The following is a 22,612-nucleotide window of genomic DNA, read 5'->3' as shown; positions in this document are numbered from 1 at the left end:
GCTTCCCGCGAAATCGAAACTTCAGTTGTTCAACAGGCTGTACACAGCGGCATTGGCCGCCGCGACCTCACTGCCCTTCGGCACCGGGATCTGCACGATCTTGCCCTGATCCCGATAGTCGACGGCCAGCGCCCGCTCGGCCGTCTTCCCGTACGCCGGAACCGTGATCCGCACCGACGCCAACCGCCCCTGCGCGTCCAGCACCACGGTGAACGGCACCGCCCTGGCCCGCTCCCCCAGCGCGGTCAACCCCGCCTGATCGGCCAGCCCGAGGTCCCCGCCCCGGGTGAGGTCGTACGTCCCCGTGATCCGGCCCCCGCTGTCGAGCCGAGCGTCCGCGACCCGCCCGGCGAAGTCCTGGCTGCTGGTCGGATCGGTGGTCTCGAAAAGCCCGATGATCCCGGTCTTGGCCACCTTGGTCCGATCGAACCGGTACCACCGCTTGGCGCTGACCCCGGTCGCCGGAATGCTGGTCCGGAAGTACCGCTCCCCTCCCCCGAGCACGATCCCCTCCAGCGAGAACTTCACCCCGGAGGCCACCGAGTCCAGCCGGGCCTGCCGCTTCCCGGCGGGATCGACGACCCCGGTGACAGTCCCCTCGTCGATCTTCATCGTGTACGCATAGGTGGACCCCTGCAGCGCCTTGACGGCCGCGGCAAGCGCCTCCTTCCCGGCCGGATCGGCAGAAGCCGCCGCCGAGGTGGCGTTCCCGCCGTCGCCGCCCCCGCCGCACCCGGTCAGGACGAGCGCGACGAGCACCGCCACCAAGCCCGCACCCCCGAGCAGCCCGGACCGCCGCCACCGGTCCCCGACCAACCCGGCCGCGCGCACCTGCACTCCCCTGACCACCGGCTCCCACTCCTCCCCCGAGGCACCCCGCCCCGACTCAACAGCCGACGACCTGTCCAACCGCCCCACCGGTGCCGACGTCGCGGCCTGTGCACAATCGGCCAAAACCCGACCGGCCCGGACACAACGCACCAGCCACGAACCGGCACCTTTGAGCCGAGACGGCAAGGCGCCGACCGGCAGGGAGAACGGAGCCGGCATCCGCCGCGGGAATTGGCACCACCGGGCGCGACAGACCGTTGACCAGCGCCAGGTCGGCACCGCCGCAAGGAACACGGCGGACGCGGGTCGCATCAAGCAAGCCCCGCGGAGGCCGACCGGCCGCGCTGGGCGGCGGCCGGTCCCTCCGCGGCGGCGGCCGGCTATGCGCCGTTGAGCAGGGAGTAGGCCGACTCCGGGGCGTCGATCATCTCGGAGGCGGCCGGGGTCGGGGCCAGGACCGGGGCGCCGAAGCCCGTGTAGGTGATGGTGACGTTGTCGGCCTTGGTGCCGGAGTACGCCGGGACGCTCACCTTCACCGAGGTCAGGTAGCCCTTGTCGTCGACCGTGGCCGTGAAGGGCACGGCCTTGGCCAGGTCACCCAGGCCCTTCAGGGCGTCCTTGTCCACCAGGGCGAACGATTCCTTCGTGACGTCCAGGGTGCCCGTGAACGACCTGCCGTCCGTCGTGGTCGCCTGGGTCACGAGCGTGGGCAGGACCGACAGGCCGGTCGGGTCCTTGACGTCGGCGGCGCTGATCATGTCGCTGTTCTTGACCTTGGACGGGTCGACCTTGAGCCACTTCTTGCCGTCCAGGCCGGGCAGCGGCAGGCCGGTGATCCTCACCAGGTAGTTGCCGGAGGTGAACAGGGTTTCGAACGTCACCTTCGTGGACTCCACGGCAACCACGAGCTTGCCGACGCTGGTCGGGCCGGCCGGGTCGGCGGCGCCGTCGATGGTGATGTCATTCGAGATCGTCTTGTAGGTGTAGGTGCCGCCGCCGGTCTTGGACGCGGCGGCGGAGAGCCGCTCGGTGGCGCCGAGGCTCTTGGCCGGGGCGGGGCTCGCCGCCCCGGCCGGGGCGCCCGCGGACGCGCCGGCGCCGGGCTTGTCCTTGCCGCTGCAGGCGGCGACGAGGGCGAGCGAGGTCACGGCCACGAACGCGGCGAGAACACCCTTTGCGATCTTCACGCTGGTTTCCTCCCTGGATGCGGGCGCCACACGCCCCCGTTTTCGCGTGCGGCGCCCGGTCGGTGGGGACAGTAGCGGGAGGGTCCGACATTTTTGGGTTGAGGCTGCTCAGGCCCGGGCGATATTGTACTGCCACAGTATAGATTTTGTACTAGTACAAAGGAGCCCAGTGGACACGTATCAGCAGACGGCGCGCAGCACGCCGCGGCGCATGCCCGAACGGGCCTCCTACGACGTCGCGCTCGCGCACGCGGTGCTCGACGAGGCGTACGTGTGCCACCTGAGCTTCGTCGCGAGCGGCGAGCCGCGGGTGCTGCCGACGCTGCACGCGCGGGTCGGCGACACGCTGTACCTGCACGGATCCACCGGCAGCCGCCCGCTGCTCGCGGCCCGCGACGGCGGCCTGCCGGTGTGCGTCGCGGTGACGATCATCGACGGGCTCGTGCTCGCGCGCTCACAGTTCCACCACAGCGCCAACTACCGCTCGGTGATCGTGCACGGCACCGCCCGGCTCGTGACCGACGAGGCCGAGCGGGCGAACGCGTTCGCCGCGCTCGTCGACAAGGTCGCGCCGGGGCGCAACGCCGACAGCCGGCCGCCGAGCCGGCGGGAGTCCGCGCAGACCGCGGTGCTGGCGCTGCCCCTGGTCGAGGTCTCGGCAAAGGTCAGGACCGGCGGCCCGAAGGACGATCCCGAAGACGCCGGACTGCCCCATTGGGCGGGTGTCGTACCACTTGAGCTCACCCGGTCACTGCCGGTGCCGGCGGAGGCACTGGGGGTACCGATGCCGGATTATCTTCGTCCGGAGCGCGATGCCTGGCACCACCCGATCACGCTGCGTGGCGACCACGTCGCGCTCGAGCCCCTCGACCACGCCCACGCGCCCGAACTGTTCGCGGTGCTGGACGATGCCGAGGTCTGGACGCATCTGACCAGCCCGCGGCCGGCGTCGGTGGCGGACATGGCGGCGATCGTGGCCACAGCGCTCGCCGACGCCGACCGAGTGCCCTTCGTGCAGCGTGAGGTCGCGACCGGCCGGATGATCGGCAGCACCTCGTTCTACACGCCCAACGCCACACAGCAGACGATCGCGATCGGTTACACGATGCTCGGCCGGCCCTGGTGGCGTACCGGCGTCAACACCGAGTCGAAGCTGCTCATGCTGCGTCACGCCTTCGACACGCTCGGCGCACTGCGCGTGGAGTGGCACACCGACGTGCGCAACGAGCGGTCACAGAACGCGATCGCGCGGCTCGGCGCGCAGCGCGAGGGGATCATGCGCAGCCACCGCCGGCGCCCGGACGGCAGCCGGCGCGATACCGTGCTGTACTCCATGCTCGCCGACGAGTGGCCTGTCGCCCGGGACCGGCTGGCCGCGGCGCTGGACGCGGGAGGCGTAACGTGCTCGGTGTCACCAACCCTGTGACGTACGTCCTCGGCACCGCCGCCATCGTGCTGCTGCCGGGGCCGAACTCGCTGTACGTGCTGTCCGTCGCCGCGCGGCGCGGCGTGCGCGACGGCTACCGGGGCGCCGCCGGCGTGTGGCTCGGCGACGCGGTGCTCATGACCCTGTCCGCGGGCGGCGTGGCGTCACTGCTGCACGCGCAGCCGTGGCTGTTCGGGATCGTGAAGTACCTCGGCGCCGCCTACCTGGCCTTCATCGGCATCCGGCTGGTCATCGGCACGCTGCGCCGCCGTCGCACGGCGGAGGCGCCCGCGACCGCCCCGGCGCCGCCCGCGGACCGGCCGTTCCGCCGCGCGCTGACGATCAGCCTGCTCAATCCGAAGGCGATCCTGTTCTTCGTCTCGTTCTTCATCCAGTTCGTGGACCCGGGCTACCCCTACCCGGCCGTCAGCTTCCTGGTGCTCGGCACGATCGTGGAGGTGCTCAGCGCGCTGTACCTCACGGCGCTGATCTTCGGCGGCACGTTCCTGGCCGGCCAGTTCCGCGCCCGGCGCAGGCTCGCCGCCGGGCTGTCCGCGCTGGTCGGCGGCGCGTTCGTCGCCTTCAGCGTGAAGCTGGCGACCTCGAGCCTGTCCTGACCGCAAATCGGGGTCCCCCGCCCGCTGGGCAGGGGACCCCTTCGCTGCCCGGCCAGGCAAGTCGTGGGAGGTGGCCCGCTCGGGTTCCGCCGCGGGTGTGCAACACAGTAGCCAATCGTCCCAATTCGGGCAAATCGCCGCCGCCCCCAGGAATTGTCGTACCCCCGGTGCAGGATTGGGGGCATGGCAGAGCTGGACGGTTTCGGAGCGGCCACCCGCGAGTGGTTCCGCGCGGCGTTCGCGGCGCCGACCAGGGCACAGGCGGGCGCCTGGCAGGCGATCAGCGCCGATCGGCACGCGCTGGTCGTGGCGCCGACCGGCTCCGGCAAGACGCTGGCCGCGTTCCTGTGGTCACTCGACCAGCTGGCCGCGCACCCGCCCGCCGACCCGGCCCGGCGGTGCCGGGTCCTCTACGTCAGCCCGCTCAAGGCCCTCGCCGTCGACGTCGAACGCAACCTGCGGGCGCCGCTGGCCGGCATCCGGCAGGCCGCCGCCCGCCTCGGCCAGGACCCGCCCGACATCCGGGTGGGCATGCGCACCGGCGACACCCCGGCCGACGAGCGCCGCGCGTTCGCCCGCACCCCGCCGGACATCCTCATCACCACCCCCGAGTCGCTCTATCTGCTGCTCACCTCGCAGGCGCGGGAGTCGCTGCGCGGGGTCGAGACGGTCATCGTCGACGAGGTCCACGCCGTGTGCGCGACGAAGCGCGGCGCGCACCTGGCCCTGTCACTGGAGCGGCTCGACGCGCTGCTGGAGCGCCCCGCGCAGCGGATCGGGCTGTCGGCGACGGTGCGGCCCATCGACGAGACCGCCCGGTTCCTCGGCGGCGCCGCCCCGGTGGAGGTCGTCCAGCCGCCCAGCGCCAAGACGATCGAGGTCGAGGTGCAGGTCCCGGTCGAGGACATGACGGCGCTGGGCGAGTCCACACCCGGCGAGGACGACGACGGCGCGCCCCGGCAGGCCTCGATCTGGCCGGCGGTCGAGGAGCGGGTGCTCGACCTGATCGGGGCGCACCGGTCCACCATCGTGTTCACCAACTCGCGGCGCGGCGCCGAGCGGCTCTGCGCGCGGATCAACGAGCTGGCCGGGGCTCGCTCCGGGGTGCCGCAGCCCGCCCCGGCCCGCACGCCGGCCGAGATGATGGCCCAGGCCGGCATGGCCGGCGGGGCGCCGCCGGTGGTCGCCCGCGCGCACCACGGCAGCGTGTCGCGCGAGGAGCGCAAGCAGATCGAGGAGGCGCTCAAGTCGGGGCAGCTGCCGGCCGTGGTCGCCACGTCCAGCCTGGAGCTGGGCATCGACATGGGCTCGGTCGACCTGGTGGTGCAGATCGAGGCGCCGCCGAGCGTCGCGGCCGGGCTGCAGCGGGTCGGCCGGGCCGGGCACCAGGTCGGGGCGGTCTCGCGCGGGGTGGTCTTCCCCAAGCACCGCGGCGACCTGGTCTCCTGCGCCGTCGTCGCCGAGCGGATGGTCGAGGGCGGCATCGAGGAGCTGCGCTACCCGCGCAACCCGCTCGACGTGCTGGCCCAGCAGATCGTGGCGATGGTGTCGATGGAGGCGTGGACGGTCGAAGATCTCGCCAAGCTGGTCCGCCGGGCCGCGGTCTACGCCGACCTGCCCGACTCGGCGCTGTTCGCGGTGCTGGACATGCTCGCCGGGCGCTACCCCTCCACCGCCTTCGCCGAGCTGCGCCCCCGCGTCGTCTGGGACCGCACCGAGGGCGTGCTCACCGCCCGGCCCGGCGCCCAGCGCCTCGCCGTCACCAGCGGCGGCACCATCCCCGACCGGGGCATGTTCGGGGTGTTCCTGGCCGGCGCCGAGAAGGCCGCCCGGGTCGGCGAGCTCGACGAGGAGATGGTCTACGAGTCGCGGGTCGGCGACGTGTTCCTGCTCGGCTCGACGTCGTGGCGGATCGAGGAGATCACGCCCGACCGGGTGCTGGTCACGCCCGCACCCGGGGCGGCGGCGAAGATGCCGTTCTGGAAGGGCGACTCGCCCGGCCGCCCGGTCGAGCTCGGGCGCGCGATCGGCGCGCGGCTGCGCGGGTTCGTCAAGTCCGGCGACGAGGCGGCCCGGGCACACCTGCGCACCGGCGGCCTGGACGACTGGGCGGCCGACAACCTGCTGGCGTATCTGCGTGAGCAACGCGAGGCGACCCGCCATCTGCCCGACGACCGCACGGTGCTGGTGGAGCGGTTCCGCGACGAGCTCGGCGACTGGCGGATGACCGTGCACTGCGTGCTGGGCGCGCGGGTCAACGCGCCGTGGGCGCTGGCGATCGGGCGGCGACTCTTCGAGCGATACGGCGTGGATGCCCAGGTCATGCCCAGCGACGACGGCATTGTGGTCCGGCTGCCCGACATCGCCGACGAGCCGCCCGGGGCCGACCTGGTCGCATTCGACCCGGACGAGATCGCCGGGATCGTCGAGGAGACGGTAGGCACCTCGGCGATGTTCGCCGCCCGGTTCCGCGAGTGCGCGGCCCGGGCGCTGCTGCTGCCGCGCCGCGACCCGCGCCGCCGGCAGCCGCTGTGGCAGCAGCGGCAGCGCTCCGCGCAGCTGCTCGACGTGGCCCGGGACTACGCCGACTTCCCGATCACGCTGGAGGCCGCGCGGGAGTGCCTGCAGGACGTGTTCGACGTGGCCGGGCTCGTGGGCGTCATGCGTGACGTCGCCGGGCGCAAGCTGCGCCTGGTGGAGGTGGAGACCGAGCGTCCGTCGCCGTTCGCGCGGTCGCTGCTGTTCGGATACGTCGGGGCGTTCCTCTACGAGGGCGACGCGCCCCTGGCCGAGCGCCGCGCCGCCGCCCTCGCGCTCGACCCGACGCTGCTGGCCGAGCTGCTCGGCCGGGTGGAGCTGCGCGAGCTGCTCGACCCCGCGGTCGTCGCCGAGACCGAGCAGGGCCTGCAGTGGCTCGGCGAGCGGCGCACCCCGCGCGACGCCGAGGACGTCGCCGAGATGCTGCGCGTGCTCGGCGACCTTTCCGACGAAGGGCTCGCCGCCCGCGGCGCCGACCCGGCCTGGGCCCGGGAGCTGGCCGCGCAGCGCCGCGCGGTCGAGGTCCGCATCGCCGGCGAGGCCCGCTGGATATCGGTCGAGGACGCCGGGCGCTACCGCGACGCCCTCGGGGTGGCGCCTCCGGTCGGGTTGCCCACGGCCTACCTGGAGCCGGTGGCCGACCCGCTCGGCGACCTGGTCAGCCGTTACGCGCGCACCCACGGGCCGTTCACAGCGACGGCCTGCGCGGCGCGGTTCGGGCTCGGGGTGTTCGTCGTCGAGCAGGCGCTGCGCCGGCTGCCGTCCGTGGTCTCCGGCGAGTTCTCGCCCGACGGCGCCGGCACCGAGTGGTGCGACGCGGAGATCCTGCGGCTGCTGCGGCGCCGCTCGCTGGCCGCACTGCGCCGCGAGATCGAGCCGGTGCCACCCCGCGCGCTGGCCCGCTTCCTGCCGCAGTGGCACCACATCGGCGGCTCCCGGGCCCGCGGGGTCGAGGCCGTCGCATCGGCGATCGAGCAGCTTCAGGGCGTCGCGATGCCCGCCTCGGCCCTGGAGCGGCTGATCCTGCCGGCCCGGGTCGCCAACTACAGCCAGGCCTACCTCGACGAGCTCACCGCCTCCGGGGATCTGGTGTGGGCCGGGACCGGGGCGATCGGCGAGCACGACGGGTGGGTCTGCCTGGCCTTCGCCGATGCCGCGCCGCTGCTGCTGCCCCCGCCGGCCGACGTGGCCGGGCCGCTGCACGAGGCCGTCCTCGACGCTCTCGCCGGCGGGCAGGCGCTGTTCTTCCGCGGCCTCGCCGAGAACATCCACGCCTCTGAGGAGGATCTCGTCGCCGCCCTGTGGGACCTGGTGTGGGCGGGCCGGATCTCCAACGACACCATCGCGCCGCTGCGCACGAAGCTCGGCGGGGGCGGGGCGCACCGGTCGCGGCCGTCGGCACCGAAGTCGCGATACCGCAGGGCGGGGAGCCTGTCACTCGGCCGTGCCTCGCTGGCCGTGGCCCGCAGCGGTCCGCCGACCGCCGCCGGCCGGTGGTATCGCCTGCCCGAGCGCGACCTCGACCCGACCCGCCGCGCCACCGCCAACGCCGAGCTCCTCCTCGACCGCCACGGCGTCGTCACCCGCGGCGCCGTCATGGCCGAGGACCTGCCGGGCGCCTTCGCCGGCGTCTATCCGGTCCTCGCCGCCATGGAGGAGCGCGGCGCCGCCCGCCGCGGCTACTTCGTCGAGGGCCTCGGCGCCGCCCAGTTCGCCCTGCCGGGCGCCGTCGACCGCCTGCGCGGCGGCACCGAGCACCGCGATGCCCTCGTCCTCGCCGCGACCGACCCCGCCAACCCCTACGGAGCCGCCCTGCCCTGGCCGGACCGCGTCATCGACACCGGTGACGGCGAACGCGCCGGCCATCGCGCCGGCCGCAAGGCCGGCTCCCTGGTCGTAACGGTCGGCGGCGACCTGATCCTCTACGTCGAACGCGGCGGCCGCACCCTGCTGTCCTACGCCGACGACCCCGACCTGCTCGCGCTGGCCGCCAAGGCCCTGGCCGACGCCGTCTACGCCGGCGCCCTGGGCGCCCTGTCGGTCGAGCGCGCCGACGGCGAATCGATCCTGCACTCCCCGCTCCGCGACGCCCTGGCGGGCGCGGGGTTCCGCAGCACCCCGAGAGGCCTCCGCCTCCGCGGCTGACCCATCCCCGAACCTGTCCACCGCCCCCCACCGCCGGGCCGTACCCACACCGCCCGCCGGCCGCGCCACAACGTCGCCGCGAGCACGGGGCCCGCCAACCAAGCGGCGCGGCCAAGCGGCGCGGCCAAGCGGCGCGGCCAAGCGGCGCGGCCAAGCGGCGCGGCCAAGCGGCGCGGCCAAGCGGCGCGGCCAAGCGGCGCGGCCAAGCGGCGCGGCCAAGCGGCGCGGCCAAGCGGCGCGGCCAAGCGGCGCGGCCAAGCGGCGCGGCCAAGCGGCGCGGCCAAGCGGCGCGGCCAAGCGGCGCGGCCAAGCGGCGCGGCCAAGCGGCGCGGCCAAGCGGCGCGGCCAAGCGGCGCGGCCAAGCGGCGCGGCCAAGCGGCGCGGCCAAGCGGCGCGGCCAAGCGGCGCGGCCGCCGCTGTCCTTTCGCGACGCGTTGGTGAGGCCGCTCGGTGCGGGTGGCAGAAGACTGGGGGCGCGTCGTGAGGCACGACCAGCGGATGCGCGCAGACACACCGTAAGGCGAGCCGATCGCGAAATGCCCTCGGCTGGGCGAGGGCAAGGCTGTCAGTAGGTAATGGTCACGTGGTCGCCCGGGGCCAGGGCGAGGCTCTTCGCGGCGTCGCCGCCGTTCACGGCCACCGCCGCGTAGCCCGCCGAGTCGGCCAGGAGCACCAGCGCGCCGGCCGGGGCGTTGCCGAACGTGGTGGTGTGCACCGCCGGGGTGTCGTTGACCAGGACCGTGGCCGGGAGCGTAGACAGCAACGGGGCCCGGGCCGCCAGCTGGACGTTGCCGAAATGGTCAATGGTCTGGACCTCTGCGATCAGGCGGCCGGGGATCTGCTCGACGTACAACATCGGCAGCCGCACCACGTCGGTGATCTCGGGGCCGGCATCGCGGAGCGGGACGCCCCCCGCCAGGCGGGCCGCGACCGGGGCGAAGATGTCGCGGCCGTGGAACGTCGCCGAGACCTCGGAGGCGAACCACTCACCGTTGGTGAGGTGGACGGCCGTCGCGATGCCGCCCAGGGCCTCGGCCGCATCCACCAGCAGGCCGTTGTCCGGGCCGACGAAACGGCTTCCGTCGTGGGCGGCCAGCGCGATCGGCCGCCGGGCCGTGCCCACCCCAGGATCAACGACCGCCAGGTGTACGCCCTGTGGCAACGCCGTCACCGTCTGCGCCAGGACCACGGCGCCGCGGCGGACGTCGCCTGGCGGGATGAGGTGGGTGATGTCCAGGACGCGGACCTGCGGGGCCAGGCGCGCGATGGCGCCGTGACACGCCGCTACGAAGCCGTCCGAGAGGCCGTAGTCGGTGGTGAACGAGATCATCACGTTAGTGTCGGTCCCATGCGGCTTTGCGTGTTCACCGAGCCCCAGCTGGGGGCCACGTACGAGGACCAGCTCGCCATCGCACAGCGGGCCGAGCGGCTCGGGTTCGAGGCGTTCTTCCGGTCCGACCATTATGTGACCATGGGCGGCGACGGGCTGCCCGGGCCGACCGACTCCTGGGTGACGCTCGGGGCGCTCGCCCGCGAGACGTCGACGATCCGGCTCGGGACGCTCGTGACGTCGGCGACGTTCCGGCACCCGGGGCCCCTCGCGATCGCGATCGCGCAGGTCGACGCGATGAGCGGCGGGCGCGTCGAGGTGGGGCTGGGCGCCGGGTGGTACGAGCGCGAGCACACGGCGTACGGCATCCCGTTCCCGAGCGTCACGGAGCGTTTCGATCGGCTCACGGAGCAGCTGGAGATCCTCAAGGGGCTCTGGGCGACGCCATCGGGCGAGACGTACAGCTTCGAGGGGCGCTACTACGACGTCGTCGACTCGCCGGCGCTGCCCAAGCCGGTGCAGCCCGCGGGGCCGCCGGTGATCATCGGCGGGAAGGGGCCGAAGCGGACGCCGAAGCTCGCGGCCCGCTACGCCGACGAGTTCAACGTGCCGTTCTCGTCACTGACCGACACGGACGCGCAGTACCGGCGGGTGGTCGAGGCGATCGAGCAGGAGGGGCGCGACGGGCGGGCGCCGATCGTCTTCTCCTTCGCGCAGACGATCGTGTGCGGCGCCGACCGCGCCGAGGTCCGCCGCCGCGCGGAGTCGGTCGGGCTCGACCCGGAAAAGCCACAGGACGGGCAGCTGTACGGCACGCCGGAGCAGATCGCCGACCAGCTCGGCGGCTTCCTGAAGGCCGGCGCCTCCCGCGCGTTCCTGCAGGTCCGCGACATGCGGGACCTGGAGCACCTCGACCTGATCGCGTCCGAGGTCGCGCCACAGCTCGCCTGAGGCGACCAACGGAAAAGGGCGCGCCGGCCGGTCGGTAGACCCCGGGAAATCCGGGCAGATGCCCGCGGTGGCGCAGGACACAGGTGCGGACCAGCACCCGACCGACGCAACCCACGACATCGAGCAGGCAGCCGACCCGGCCCGCGAGGCAGCACGTCCGGACCACGACCACGCGACCGGCGCGACGCAGGAGGTTGAAGGTCCGGACCAGGTGTCGAACGGGCCGGGGCGGGCCAAGCGGCCGACCGGGCGTAGTGCGCTGCAGCGGCGCCAAGCCGGGAGCGTCGCGCTCAGGAAGGGCGCGGCGCTCGGGGCGGCAGTGCTGGTGCTGGTCGCGGCACTCGCGGTACCGCTGCAGGAGCCCAAGCCCATTCGCGTGCTGTGCGTGAGCGACGACGTCCAGGCCCGGGCCGTGGCCGGGCTGGCCAACTTCTCCGCCTGGCTGCGGCGCAACCACGCCACCGGGTTCATCGGCGAGATCGGCTGGCCGTCGGACCGTGACGCGGAGCAGTGGAGCCGCGTCGCCGAGGTCTGGTACGAGGCCGCGGACGCGATCGGTCTCCCGGTCACCACCTGGGCCGCCGGAGCGTGGCCGGCCAACTACCCGATGGCCGTGTACCGCCCGGTCGCGCAGGGCGCGCGGGTCGACGTGGCCGGGCCGCAGGCGCGGATCGTCGAGCATCACGGCAGTACACCCGGATATCTGCGGGGCGTGAACCTCGCGGCTGGCTCGTTCGCCGCTTCGGACAGTAACGGCGGCTTCGGCACCACGAATCCGGGCCATTACGGGCAGGATTACACGTACGAGACTCCGTCGAGTTACCGGTTCCTCGCGGAGCGTGGCGTCCGGCTGGTACGGCTCGCGGTGAACTGGGAGCGGCTGCAGCCGCGGCCGTTCGGCCCGCTGGACGCGACCGAGCTGGGGCGGGTGCGCGACGCGCTCGGGCACGCACGCGCGGCCGGGCTCATGGTCATCGTCGACCTGCACAACTACGGCGACTACGCGCTCGGCGGCGGCCCGGCCGGCCCGCCGCGGATGCTGCGGCTGGGCGACGCGGCGCTACCCACCACGGCGCTCGCGGACTTCTGGCGGCGGATGAGCGTCGCGGTGCGGAACCCGGCGGTGATCGGGCTGGGGCTGCTCAACGAGCCGACCCGGCTGGCCGCGGACGGGCGCGCGGGAGCGCTGATCTGGGAGCAGGCGGCCCAGGAGGCGGTCGACGCGATCCGGGCGACCGGGGACCGGCGGGCGGTCCTGGTCAGCGGGTACGTGCCGATGGGGCCGCCGTCGTGGGGCCAGATGCACCCGACGGCGTGGATCGACGACCCGGCACACCGGGTGGCGTACGAGTCGCACGCGTACTTCGACCATGACGGCAGCGGGCACTACTGGATGTCGTACGAGGATGAGCTACGCAGCGTGACATGGCCGCCACCGGCACACTGCCAACGGTTGACACCGCTGGCCCGGCAGGTGCTGACCGCCTAAGGCCTGTTGGTGCTGGGAGCCGGGCGCGGACACGGCGGCTGCAGGCGGGCGGGTGGGGGCGCACCACGCTGTGGACGCGAAGGCCGGGTACCACCCGACCGGCCGGACATCGACGCTCGTCGGCGGCGACGGGACCATGCGACCGCAGCGCATCGGCTAGCCTCAAAGCGTCATGAGGCGTTGGGCGATACTGCTGATCGGGCTCGGCGTTGGACTCTTCGCCGGCTCGCAACTCGCGTCGTCGCGGGCCCAGTCGACCGCGCTGTGGTCCGGCGTGGTCGCCACCGTCGCCGGGATGATGGTCTTCGCCGCCAGCAAGCCGCTGACCTCGGAGGACGACGGCGAGGATCCGGACGGCGACGCGCCGCGGCCGACCATGTCCGGCATCGGCACGCGGGTCGAGCAGATCCTGCGCACGGCCGAGCAGCAGGCCGCGGACCACCTGCGGCAGGCCGAGAAGGACGCCCGCAAGGTCCGCGCCCGCACCGAGGCGGGGCTATGGGTGGTGCTGCGGCAGGGTGACGACGGCGAGCGATACGAGGTCGCCCGGCTCGAGTCACGATCCGACGCCGACTCCGTCGTGGCCGCCCTGGAGGCGCGCGGCCACCTGCAGCGTTACTCCGTGGCGCCGGCCGGCGACTGAACGGGACCGCCCCAGCTCCAGCGGGGCATCGCCAGGCCTGGCCCACGCCAGGTACGCCCGGAACTCGGTCCAGCGCCGCAGCGGCGAAGCGCCCCCGAAGTCCGAGTCGCTGCCCTGGCGCGCGTGCAGGTCGAGAGCATCACCGAGCGGCCGCCCAGTATTCGGCCAGCCACTGCACGCGATCGGGATGGGGCACTCGGGAGCGCCAGGAACGCGGGCGCGCCACCGGCGAACTCGTAGAGTGACGGTCGGCTCATACCACGCGACTGCGCCACGGATCGGAGGGCCCGGCGTGCCCGAGGGCGACACCGTCTGGAACACCGCGCGCCTCCTGGGCGACGCGATCACCGGCCGGACCGTCACGCGCAGCGACTTCCGTGTGCCGAAGCTGGCCACCGCCGACCTGTCCGGCTGGACGGTCGCCGACTCCGCGTGCCGTGGCAAACACCTACTGTTACGCCTCGCCCGCGAGGGCCGCGAGCCACTGACGCTGCACTCCCACCTGCGCATGGACGGCACCTGGCGGACGTACAAGCCGGGCGAGCGCTGGACCGGCCGCCCCGCGCACCTGATCCGCGTCGCGCTGCACACGCCGGCCGCCGTCGCCGTCGGGTTTCACCTGCACGAGCTCGCCCTGGTGCCGACCCGCGAGGAGGAGCGGCTCGTCGGGCACCTCGGCCCCGACCTCATGGGGGATGACTGGGACGCCGCCGAGGCCGTGCGCCGCCTGCTCGCCCGCCCCGAACGGTCGGTGTCCGACGCGTTACTCGACCAGCAAAATCTGGCCGGTATCGGCAATCTTTACAAAGCCGAGTCACTGTTCCTGCGCGGACTGTCACCGTGGACGCCGGTCGGTGCGGTCGACGACCTCACCGCGCTGGTCGAGAAGGCGCACGCGCTGCTCAACTCCAACCGGGGCCGCTGGACCCAGGCGACGACGGGCTCGCTGCGCCGCGGCGAGACCAACTGGGTGTTCGAGCGCGCCGGTCAGCCCTGCCGCCGGTGCCGGACCACCATCCGGCGATGGACTGGCGGCGACCACGAGCGGATCACGTACTGGTGCCCGCACTGCCAGCCCGGCGTCGGCCCACCGCGCCCGTGACGGCGGGGCCGCACGAGCACGAGATCACCCTCGGCATCGAGGTCGACAAGCCAGAAGCCCTGGATGTCGTACGGCATGTGCACGCTCGTCACGCTACGCACCCGGCCCCGCAACGCCTCCCCGAATAATCCAAATTTGAGGGTCCGTTACAACGCGGCCCAGGTGCCGGCCCGTTCGTATCCGCCGGGCCCGGCGCGCGTTACCTATCGCGAGCGTTCGTACACACGGTGGCGCCGGCGCGTCGCCTTGATGACCGGCGCGAGTCCGGCGGCCCCGCACGCGATAGGGTGCTTCGCGGAACCGGTCGCCGGGTACGTCTCATGGGGAGGGGCGATGGAGACAGCGGGACCTCAAAAACGGCGGCCCTCGGTGTGGGCGGCCCGGTGCATCACCGGCTGAGCCGCCGTGGCCTGCTGACCGGGCTCTTCGCCGCGGCCGCGCTGGCCGCGTGCGACGACACCCCCGGCATCACGGCGACGCCGGCCCCCTCGTTCGACCCGCCGCAGGACGAGCCGGTGGCGACCTGGGAGCTCACGGGCGGGCTGACCGCCGCCGGGATCGCGGCTTTGCGCCCGCCCCGCCTGGTGGTGTACGGCGACGGCGACGCGATCGCCGACGCGACCTACCGGTCCCGCCTCGACCCGGACCAGCTGCGGACCCTGGCCACCGCCGTCGCCGACGACCTGCGCTCGACCACGGCCCCGAAGAAGCCCACCCCGGCCGCGACGATCGTCGACGCCCCGGTCACGAAGGTCACCGTGTGGTCCCCGACCGGCCCGCTGACCTTCACCGCCGAGGCGTTCGACGAACTCCGCGCCGACCATGTGTACTCCGACGCGCTCTACACCGCCCGCGACCGCCTCGCCGCCGTGCACAAGACCGTGTCGGCGACGGCCCAGCCGTATCTGGCCACCCGCGTCCGCGTCGTCGCCGTCCCGGCCCTGGATGGCCAGTCGGGCACGGCCGGCACCGGCTCCCCGATCATCACCGACCCGAGCGCGTCCGCCGCGGTGTCGTCCTGGCCGGCGGGCGTACAGCTGCCGCCCCCGGATCACGAGGGCCTGCGCCGAACCGATCTGGACGGCGACGCCGCCCGGGCCGCGGTGCGCATGCTGACCAGGGACCTGGACCAGCGCGGCGCCTGGCCGACGTACCGCATGGCCGACGGCATCATCGTCCGCGCCAGCTGGCGCTACCTGCTCCCCAACGAGTAACTGCCCCACCTGAGCCCGCAGCTCAGCGTCTCCGCGGAGACGAGACGCGATCTTGGCCGCCCACCGCCGTTGTCGGATTTATACTCTATGCCGCCTGTCAGGGTATAAATCCGACAAGTCGCGGCGCGCCGCAGCGACCGACCTATCGCGAACAGCACCGGTCAGGCGGTCTGGGGACGGGGCATGGCCTGCGGGTTGCGCAGGTCGGCCAGCCCCTCGGCGACCCCGCGCAGGAACGCCGTCGCGTCGTGCAGGTTGCCCACCGCCAAGTTGTCCTCGGCGACACAGCCAGCCGCCGCGGTGACGAACTGCTCGTAGGCGGCGACGCCCTGCTCCAGCTGCTCGGCGAGCGCGCGATGGGCCGGGCGGAGGTTTGCGCCGGCGGGGCCGATCTGCATGGCGCGCTCGACGGAGGCGCAGCGCTGGGCGAGGTCGCGTAGCTGGCGTTCGGCGACGGTGGCGTCCAGGACGGCGGCCTCGGCGGCCGGGCCCAGGCGGCCGACCAGGCCGCTGAGCATCGTCGCGGCGCGGTCCAGGCGGCGCCAGGGCTCGGCGACGGTGAGGCCGCGCAGCTTGAACGACTCGCGCTGGCGGTCGAACTCGGCGATCGCGGTGCGGCCGGCGGGGAGGCGCTGGACGAGGCCGACGAGCTTGTCCCGGGCCACGGCGCCCGCGAGCGCCGGGTCGGGCTCCGGTGGCACGGGCAGAGCCCGGAAGGCCCGGTAGTCGTGCCACCGCCACCAGGTCATGGCGATCGAGCCACCGGCCGCAGCCGCCCAGAACGCGTCGGGCAGGCCGAGGCCGCTGTAGGGGATCAGGATCGCGGTCGCACCGGTCAGCAGGCCGGCCCGCACAGACCAGCCCCGGGCGGAACGGTGCAGCTTCCGCAGCCGTTTGAGGTGCTTGGTCCGATCGCTGGCCATGAGCCGCCCCCCGGGGTCGCCGCCTGCTCGGTCAGCCGGCGCTGGCCGAGTCTCCCGCCTGCTTGTCCTTCATGCTGGCCCGGATCTCGTCGAGCCGGGCAATGCTCGCGTCCTTCGGGCCGGGCGAGGCCACCGCCGGCGTCTCGGGCGCGGCGGCGAGCTTCTCGCCGGCCATGCTCGCCCGGATCTGGTCGAGGCGGGAGCTGCCGGCCATATCGAGCGTAGAGCGCTGGACCTCGAGCATCCGCCCCTCGACGGAGTTGGACGCGAGCTCGGCCCGGCCCATGGCGTTGGCGTAGCGCCGCTCGATCTTCTCCCGCACCTCGTCCAGCGACGGGGTATTGCCGGGGGCCGCGAGGCCGCTCATCGACTCCAGCGACTTGGCGACGGTCTCCTGCATCTTCGCCTGCTCCAGCTGGCTGAGCAGCTTGGTGCGCTCGGCGAGCTTCTGCTGGAGCATCATGGCGTTGTTCTCGACGGCCTTGCGCGCCTGGGCGGCCGCGTTGAGCGACTGGTCGTGGAGGGTCTTGAGGTCCTCCATGCCCTGCTCGGCGGCGACCAGCTGGGTGGCGAACACCTGCGCGGTCTGCTCGTACTGCTGGGCCTTGGCCTCGTCGCCCTCGGCGCGGGACTTGTCCGCGAGGGTCAGCGCCTGACGCGCCGAGCCCTGCAGCTTCTCGACCTCGGACATCTGCCGGGACAGCCGCATCTCAAGCTGCCGCTGGTTGCCGATCACGGCCGCGGCCTGCTGCACCAGCGCCTGGTGCTGACGCTGCGCGTCCTCGATCGCCTGCTGGATCTGCACCTTCGGATCGGCGTACTCGTCGATCTTGGCACCGAACAGCGCCATGAGGTACTTCCAGCCCTTAGCGAACGGATTCGCCATCTCGCGGTCCTCTCTCGGCCAGCACTCGTACGTGCGGCTTCTATCGTGTCAGGCTCGCGCTAGAGCGTCACGTCCGCCCGAGGGGCAAAGGCCGGGAATTTAGCGCCAAACCCGTACATTACGGTCACAAGTCAGGGAGAAGTCAGGGCTGGACACCCGGGACATCCCCACCGGGGGCCCCACCTGCGAGTGCCGAGCGTGACAAGCGCTCGGCCTCGGCCAGGCCGGCGCGCAGGCCCTCGAGATCATTGGTGAGCTCGGCCACCTTCGATGCGGTCAGCGGCGCCCCGCCGACCGTGGTCGCGTGCAGCGCCACCAGCTCCGCCATCCGCGCCACCAGCCCCTCCAGGCCCAGCACCGCGGACTGCATCCGGGCCAGCAGCATCTCGCGCGCCTCCCGCAGCCGCTGCCCGACGGCGAGCTGGTCGGCGACCGCGCGCCGGGCGCGCTCGCGCTCGTCGCGCAGCGGACCGGGCGACAGGCCGGACACGCCGCGCTGCAACTGGTTGTACTCCTGCCGCAGCCGCTGCGTGTTGATCCCGGACGCGCTCTGCTCGATGAGCGTCACCTGCCCGGCGAAGCGGGCCAGGTCCGCCAGGGCCCCGGCGGCCGAGTCGTCGACCTCGCCGATCTGCCCCCGCAGGACGGGGTCCCCGGCACCCTCGGCCTGACGGCGCAGCGTTCGTACGGCGGTCTCGGCGCGCCGCAGCCACCGCTCCGCGTCGCTGCCCCGCGGCGGCGTGGGCAGGCTCGGCGGCGGCGCGGCCCGCAGCGGCCGGGGTGAGTCGCCGCCGCGGTCGCCGAGCACGCCGAGGCCGACCCTGATCCCGTACACCGCGCCCGCGACCGCGAGCCCGACCGGTACGCCGACGAGCAGGCCGGCCGGGGCGAGGGCGGCCGCGACCGCTCCGCCCATGCCACCCAGCACGCCGGCCGCGACGAGGCCCCACGGCTCGGTCAGCTGCTCCTTGACGCCCACGACCGTAAGTGTGCCTTCTCCGCTTCGGGATCAGAAGTTGCTGAGCACGTTCACGAGGACCTTGTCGATGGTTGTCGGGTCGCTGGCGTCGTACGCCGCCGCCCGCGAGGCCGCCGAGATCTTCTGCAGCACGCCCAGGTCTGCCTGCCCGCCGTACGCGATCGTGAACACCCGGACCGGGATCTCCTTGTCCGAGGTGTCGGCGTCGCGCACGAGCGCATCGAGGTCGCTGTCCTTGGGGTATTCGTTCTTGCCGTCCGTGAGCACCACCACGGCGTTGATCCGGCCGGGGTCGCTGAGCTCGGCCATCTTGCGCTGGGCGGCCCGCGTGGTGGCGTACAGCGCTGTGCCACCCTCGGCGCTCAGCGACCTGATCACCTGCTCCAGCTTCGGCTTGTTCCCGCTCAGCGCGCCCACGGGCACCTGCTCGGTGTACGGCGTGCTCGCCCCGCCCACCTCGGTGGAGAACGTCCACAGCCCGACCTCGTCGTCCGGCGCGAACAGCGTCAGCGCCTGCAGCGCGGCCTGCTTCGCCAGCGCCAGGCGGGTGTTGCCGTTACCGGCGTCGTTGTTCATCGAGCCCGACACGTCGAGCACGAGCAGCACCTTGGCCCGCTTGCGCTGCGCGTCCCACGTCGAGAGGGCCTTCTCCAGCACCTGCGGCGAGGGCGGATCGATGACGGTGTACTTCGCGTCCGGCGTCAGCCCGTTCTCGCGGGTGAGCCCGGCGCCGGGCTTGCCCTCGTACGTGCGGAAGGCCAGGTCGGTGAACCGCTTCTGCTGCGCCGGGTCGCGCACGTACGCCAGGAAGTCCTCCGCGGCCGCCTTCTGCTCGTCGCTGGCGTTGGTGAGCACCACGTACGGGTGGTCGCTCACCAGCGTGCCCTCCTTCGGGTACACCGCCACCAGCGGCACCCGCGGCTTGGCCCCCTTGCCGGCCAGCGCCGGGTCGCCGGTCGGATTGCCGGTGTTGTAATCGAAGACGGACTTCTCCTCGACGGCGACGGCGCTGACGTAGTTCAGCCCGCGCCCGCCCTGGTCCGCGGCGGCCTGGTTCGACAGGAAGGTCAGCGTGGTGTCGCCGTAGTGCACGACGCTTCCCTCAACCGACTTGACGTACTGCAACACCTTCGGGTCGGCCAGATCCTTGTCGGTGAGGTCCGTCGAGCGTCCGGTCGCGGCGAAGTAGGAGCCCACGGTCGCGTTGAGCCCCGACGTCGAGAAGTGCGGGTTGGTCTTGCCGAGCCGGAACTTCCCCCACTCCGGGTGCCCCTTCGAGCCCCACCCGTTCGGGTCGTTGACCAGCGCGAACACGTCCCCCCAGCCGATCGGCCGGTCGGGCCACCCGAGCGCCTCGGCCATGGGCTTGGGCATCGCCAGTACCAGTGGAGACTGCGCGATCATCGGCAGCTTCCCGTCCGGGACCAGCGCGCCCTTGTCCCCGCCGGCCAGGCGCTGCTTGAGCAGGGCCACCCACGACGCCGACGCCGGCGTCCAGACCGCCGGCTGCGGCCCGTCCCGCCCGACGTCCCACCCGGCCGCGAGCGCGTCGAGCGCCGCGCCGGAGGCCTTCGTCTGTACGACGGGGTCGGCACACTTGCCGTCGAAGCGCCGGTTGGCGGAGATGTAGCTCTTCGCCAACTGCGTCATCAGCGCGGCCTTCTCGCTGGACGCGGTGATGTTCAGCGCGATGCAGCCCTCGCGGCGCGGGTTGTCGGCCTGCTTGTCGCCGCCGCCGTCGCCGCCCCGGTTGGCCAGGACGAGGTACACGCCGCAAATCGCGAACACCCCGACCACCGCGGCGATGATGATCGGAAGGGGATTACGCCGCCGGTTCGGTGCCGGGTAGCTCACGGGTGACTCGCCTCCGCGCTGCTGCCGTTCTCACGCGCCCCGATGGGCGCGGCACCAGTGTGTCAGGTCGCGTCTACTCCCGATCAAGCCCCAGGACACCTGGTGTTCACGGAGTCGGGCGCTGCTGCGGCCGGGGCGGGCCCGTCGCCACCGTGTTACCGCGGATCGAGATCGCCCGGCCGGTTCGGGCGACCCCGAGGTGATGGAGCTCGAGGAGGACTTCCTGGACGCCTTCGGAGGCATACGCCACGGCAGGACAGCGGCCATCAGCCTGGCGGCGGTCGCGCTGGATGCCCATGCTGCGGGTCGGATCTCCGCAGCGGGCGGCCGGGTGCCTGGACGGGTGGGCGGTGGCCCGGCGGTCAGGCGGCGTAGACGACGTCGCGCTCGCGGTCCGCCGAGCCGCGGGTGGCGCGCAGGGTCGTCCGCAGCGGACCGTCGTGGTGCACGGCAACCGACAGCTTGGCCTCGGGCGAGAGCTTGGCCTTGGGGGCTCCGCGCATGAGCCGGCCCTGCGGAGCCTCGGCGGACGCGCTCGCCGCCGGCACCGGCTCCCCCGCGGGCGCGGGCACCGCAACGGCGGCCGAGGTCGCGTCCTGGGAGTCGTCCGGCCTGGGCTCGGGGGCACCGACCGGCACCAGCACGGGCGGCAGGTCTTCCGAGAGGGCGAGCGTGTCGCTCACGTCACGCAGCACCTCGGACAGGGCCGCGCCCAGGGCCTCGCAGATGGCGGCCAGCAGCTCGCTGGACGCCTCCTTCTGGCCGCGCTCGATCTCCGACAGATACCCGAGGCTGACGTTCGCCGCGGTGGAGACCTCGCGGAGTGTCCGATGCTGGGCCTGCCGTCGCGCTCGCAGCGCGTCACCGATCACCCGACGAAGCAGCACGGTGGCACCCCCTCTGGACGCAGCTGGCAGGTCCGCGAAACTGGTACTCGCCACGGTACCTGGTGCGGCGCCGATCGACACCCTGCCCCGCCGTTATGAGACAGCGAGGGTCTCCGCGAGGAGCCCCACCGCGGCCTGGACGGCGCCGGTCCGCACGGCAGCGCGATCGCCCGGAAGGGTGAACTCGCGCACCTCGACGCGCTCCGGCTCGCCGCGCACCGGCGCCGGCCCGACCACCGCCACGTACACCCGCCCGACCGGCTGACCAGCCTGGGCGTCCGGCCCGGCGACCCCGGTCGTGGCAGCCGCCCAGTCCGCCCCGCACCGCTCCCGGGCCCCGGCCGCGAGCGCCGCGGCGACGGCGGGATCGACGGGCCCGTGCGACGAGAGCAGCGGCGGCGGTACCCCGAGCAGCTTCGCCTTCAGCTCCGTCGCGTACGCCACGATCCCGCCCCGAAACACCCGGCTCGCCCCCGGCACCTCCACGAACGCCGCCGCCAGCAGCCCGCCGGTCAACGACTCCGCCACAGCGAGGGTCTCCCCGCGCCCCCGCAGCGCCTCCAGAATCGCGCCCGCCAGTTCGTCCCCCACCCGAGCCTCCTCACCGACCGCGCCGACTTGCCTCCACTCTTACTCCCGCCCGGCTCCGCCCTCCGCACCACCCCAGCCCACCCGCCGAGCGCCAAATCTCACATAACCGACAAATCGGATTCAGCGGCGCCTTGACGCTCAGACCTGCCGTGCCGCAGACGCGCGGCGAGCGGGCAGGGGCGGCCCCTTGTCGAACGCCGTCAGCGAGACCGCTGGTAAGGAAAAGCGACAGCAGGTCGAGATCGCGTCTCGTGGCGCCGGTCGTCGCGCAACCCCCGAGGCGTCTTGGCGCTGGGACCCGCCGCGCCGCGGGGCACGACAGGCAGGCACAGACGGACGCCTGTTGTCGAGGGCTCTCATTCGGCAGACGGAACGGGCCGGACCCGTGGCTGCCGTACGACCTGACGCAGCGCACTCGACGGCCGCCAGCCGCACGACGCCCCAAATCGCAGCGACCACGGCGTCAAGCGCCGTGACCAGCCGATACGCCGAAATATCGGATTTGTCCGGACTACGTCAGGCAAGATCCACGCAGCCCAGCAGGCCCGCCAGCACGGCAGGGCACGCCGAGTGAGGGGCGCGGCACGGCATGCGCCCGGCGCGACGGACATGACATGGCACCCGTCGGCTGTGCAGGACACGACACGACACGGCAAGGCGGACCGAATGCAGGACCCGCTGGGCGCGGGGACGACCCAGGGCCGGCACGCCGGACAGGGAGCCGCGTAGCCAAGAGGGGCTTCGCGGGCGGTAAGCAAGCCGACCGGGCCGGCACGGTGTCCCTCGCCCAGCGGCGGACGCGCAGCCGAGATGGGCTTCGCGGGCGGTAGCAAGCCGGCCGGGCCGACGCGGTGCCGCCCGCCCGGCGCCGGACAGGGAGCCGCGTAGCCAAGAGGGGCTTCGCGGGTGGTAAGCAAGCCGACCGGGCCGGCACGGTGTCCCTCGCCCAGCGGCGGACGCGCAGCCGAGATGGGCTTCGCGGGCGGTAGCAAGCCGACCGGACCGACACGGTGCCGCCC

The 22,612-nt window shown here is 73.3% G+C and carries 17 protein-coding genes; 8 read left to right on the top strand and 9 right to left on the bottom strand.

What is annotated here, in order from left to right:
- Nucleotides 1–21: 21 nt before the first annotated feature.
- Together ACQPY0_RS09345 and ACQPY0_RS09340 are read right to left on the bottom strand one after the other, a co-directional pair.
- Nucleotides 22–849: a hypothetical protein gene (locus tag ACQPY0_RS09345; RefSeq protein WP_432986920.1), complete on the bottom strand. Its 828-nt coding sequence runs from the start codon at nt 847–849 to the stop codon at nt 22–24.
- A gap of 362 nt (nt 850–1,211) precedes the next feature.
- The gene (locus ACQPY0_RS09340; protein ID WP_432986917.1) at nt 1,212–2,018 is read right to left on the bottom strand and encodes a hypothetical protein; all 807 of its coding nucleotides are present in this window, start codon (nt 2,016–2,018) and stop codon (nt 1,212–1,214) included.
- Between the two features lie 211 nt (nt 2,019–2,229).
- On the opposite strand from ACQPY0_RS09340, the gene ACQPY0_RS09335 reads away from it, so the two are divergent.
- From ACQPY0_RS09335 to ACQPY0_RS09325, 3 genes are all read left to right on the top strand, one after another.
- Nucleotides 2,230–3,444 (top strand): bifunctional pyridoxamine 5'-phosphate oxidase family protein/GNAT family N-acetyltransferase, encoded by a 1,215-nt coding sequence (locus tag ACQPY0_RS09335; protein ID WP_432995115.1) that lies wholly within the window; start codon nt 2,230–2,232, stop codon nt 3,442–3,444.
- On the top strand, nt 3,420–4,061 hold the full coding sequence (gene leuE / locus ACQPY0_RS09330) for a leucine efflux protein LeuE (protein WP_432986916.1): 642 nt from the start codon (nt 3,420–3,422) through the stop codon (nt 4,059–4,061). Before ACQPY0_RS09335 ends, leuE begins: the two co-directional genes overlap by 25 nt.
- A 183-nt stretch (nt 4,062–4,244) precedes the next feature.
- Complete coding sequence (locus ACQPY0_RS09325; RefSeq protein ID WP_432986913.1) at nt 4,245–8,744, top strand: ATP-dependent helicase; 4,500 nt, start codon at nt 4,245–4,247, stop codon at nt 8,742–8,744.
- Nucleotides 8,745–9,309: 565 nt separating this feature from the next.
- On the opposite strand, the gene ACQPY0_RS09320 is transcribed toward ACQPY0_RS09325, so the two are convergent.
- Nucleotides 9,310–10,074, bottom strand: a complete 765-nt coding sequence (locus ACQPY0_RS09320; protein ID WP_432986911.1) for an SAM hydrolase/SAM-dependent halogenase family protein — start codon at nt 10,072–10,074, stop codon at nt 9,310–9,312.
- A gap of 18 nt (nt 10,075–10,092) precedes the next feature.
- Here ACQPY0_RS09320 and ACQPY0_RS09315 point away from each other — a divergent pair, with 18 nt between their 5' ends.
- From ACQPY0_RS09315 to ACQPY0_RS09295, 5 genes are all read left to right on the top strand, one after another.
- Nucleotides 10,093–11,025 (top strand): LLM class F420-dependent oxidoreductase, encoded by a 933-nt coding sequence (locus ACQPY0_RS09315; protein WP_432986908.1) that lies wholly within the window; start codon nt 10,093–10,095, stop codon nt 11,023–11,025.
- 67 nt (nt 11,026–11,092) lie between these two features.
- Nucleotides 11,093–12,514 (top strand): glycoside hydrolase family 5 protein, encoded by a 1,422-nt coding sequence (locus tag ACQPY0_RS09310; protein WP_432986906.1) that lies wholly within the window; start codon nt 11,093–11,095, stop codon nt 12,512–12,514.
- A 172-nt stretch (nt 12,515–12,686) separates the two neighbouring features.
- The gene (locus tag ACQPY0_RS09305; protein WP_432986904.1) at nt 12,687–13,157 is read left to right on the top strand and encodes a hypothetical protein; all 471 of its coding nucleotides are present in this window, start codon (nt 12,687–12,689) and stop codon (nt 13,155–13,157) included.
- Between the two features lie 292 nt (nt 13,158–13,449).
- Nucleotides 13,450–14,259 carry a DNA-formamidopyrimidine glycosylase family protein gene (locus ACQPY0_RS09300; RefSeq protein WP_432986901.1) on the top strand — a complete coding sequence of 270 codons (810 nt, stop codon included), beginning with the start codon at nt 13,450–13,452 and terminating at the stop codon, nt 14,257–14,259.
- Between the two features lie 383 nt (nt 14,260–14,642).
- Entirely contained in the window at nt 14,643–15,473 is an 831-nt protein-coding gene (locus ACQPY0_RS09295; RefSeq protein ID WP_432986899.1) for a hypothetical protein, read from the top strand.
- A 161-nt stretch (nt 15,474–15,634) separates the two neighbouring features.
- On the opposite strand, the gene pspM is transcribed toward ACQPY0_RS09295, so the two are convergent.
- The 6 genes from pspM to ACQPY0_RS09265 form a co-directional block, all read right to left on the bottom strand.
- Nucleotides 15,635–16,396, bottom strand: coding sequence for a phage shock envelope stress response protein PspM (gene pspM, locus ACQPY0_RS09290; RefSeq protein WP_432986897.1), 762 nt, complete (start codon nt 16,394–16,396; stop codon nt 15,635–15,637).
- Nucleotides 16,397–16,427: 31 nt separating this feature from the next.
- Complete coding sequence (locus tag ACQPY0_RS09285) at nt 16,428–17,282, bottom strand: PspA/IM30 family protein (protein ID WP_432986895.1); 855 nt, start codon at nt 17,280–17,282, stop codon at nt 16,428–16,430.
- Between the two features lie 142 nt (nt 17,283–17,424).
- On the bottom strand, nt 17,425–18,261 hold the full coding sequence (locus ACQPY0_RS09280) for a hypothetical protein (protein ID WP_432986892.1): 837 nt from the start codon (nt 18,259–18,261) through the stop codon (nt 17,425–17,427).
- Between the two features lie 30 nt (nt 18,262–18,291).
- The gene (locus tag ACQPY0_RS09275) at nt 18,292–20,115 is read right to left on the bottom strand and encodes an extracellular solute-binding protein (RefSeq protein WP_432986890.1); all 1,824 of its coding nucleotides are present in this window, start codon (nt 20,113–20,115) and stop codon (nt 18,292–18,294) included.
- Nucleotides 20,116–20,477: 362 nt separating this feature from the next.
- A complete protein-coding gene (locus ACQPY0_RS09270; RefSeq protein WP_432986887.1) occupies nt 20,478–21,002 on the bottom strand; it encodes a helix-turn-helix domain-containing protein in 525 nt (174 codons plus the stop codon).
- Nucleotides 21,003–21,095: 93 nt separating this feature from the next.
- A complete protein-coding gene (locus ACQPY0_RS09265) occupies nt 21,096–21,593 on the bottom strand; it encodes a CinA family protein (RefSeq protein ID WP_432986884.1) in 498 nt (165 codons plus the stop codon).
- Between the last annotated feature and the right edge of the window lie 1,019 nt (nt 21,594–22,612).

It is taken from the genome of Dactylosporangium sp. CA-233914, from assembly GCF_050942935.1.
Taxonomy (GTDB): Bacteria; Actinomycetota; Actinomycetes; order Mycobacteriales; family Micromonosporaceae; genus Dactylosporangium.
Note: the sequence above shows the minus strand (reverse complement) of the source record. Positions and strands in the feature narration are given on the sequence as shown.

Excerpts from the sequence above, each read along its gene's own strand:
- ACQPY0_RS09335 (WP_432995115.1), top strand. The coding sequence starts at position 2,230 with ATGCCCGAACGGGCCTCCTACGACGTCGCGCTCGCGCACGCGGTGCTC.
- ACQPY0_RS09325 (WP_432986913.1), top strand. The coding sequence starts at position 4,245 with ATGGCAGAGCTGGACGGTTTCGGAGCGGCCACCCGCGAGTGGTTCCGC.
- ACQPY0_RS09320 (WP_432986911.1), bottom strand. The coding sequence starts at position 10,074 with ATGATCTCGTTCACCACCGACTACGGCCTCTCGGACGGCTTCGTAGCG.
- ACQPY0_RS09315 (WP_432986908.1), top strand. The coding sequence starts at position 10,093 with ATGCGGCTTTGCGTGTTCACCGAGCCCCAGCTGGGGGCCACGTACGAG.
- ACQPY0_RS09305 (WP_432986904.1), top strand. The coding sequence starts at position 12,687 with ATGAGGCGTTGGGCGATACTGCTGATCGGGCTCGGCGTTGGACTCTTC.
- pspM (WP_432986897.1), bottom strand. The coding sequence starts at position 16,396 with ATGGCCAGCGATCGGACCAAGCACCTCAAACGGCTGCGGAAGCTGCAC.
- ACQPY0_RS09285 (WP_432986895.1), bottom strand. The coding sequence starts at position 17,282 with ATGGCGAATCCGTTCGCTAAGGGCTGGAAGTACCTCATGGCGCTGTTC.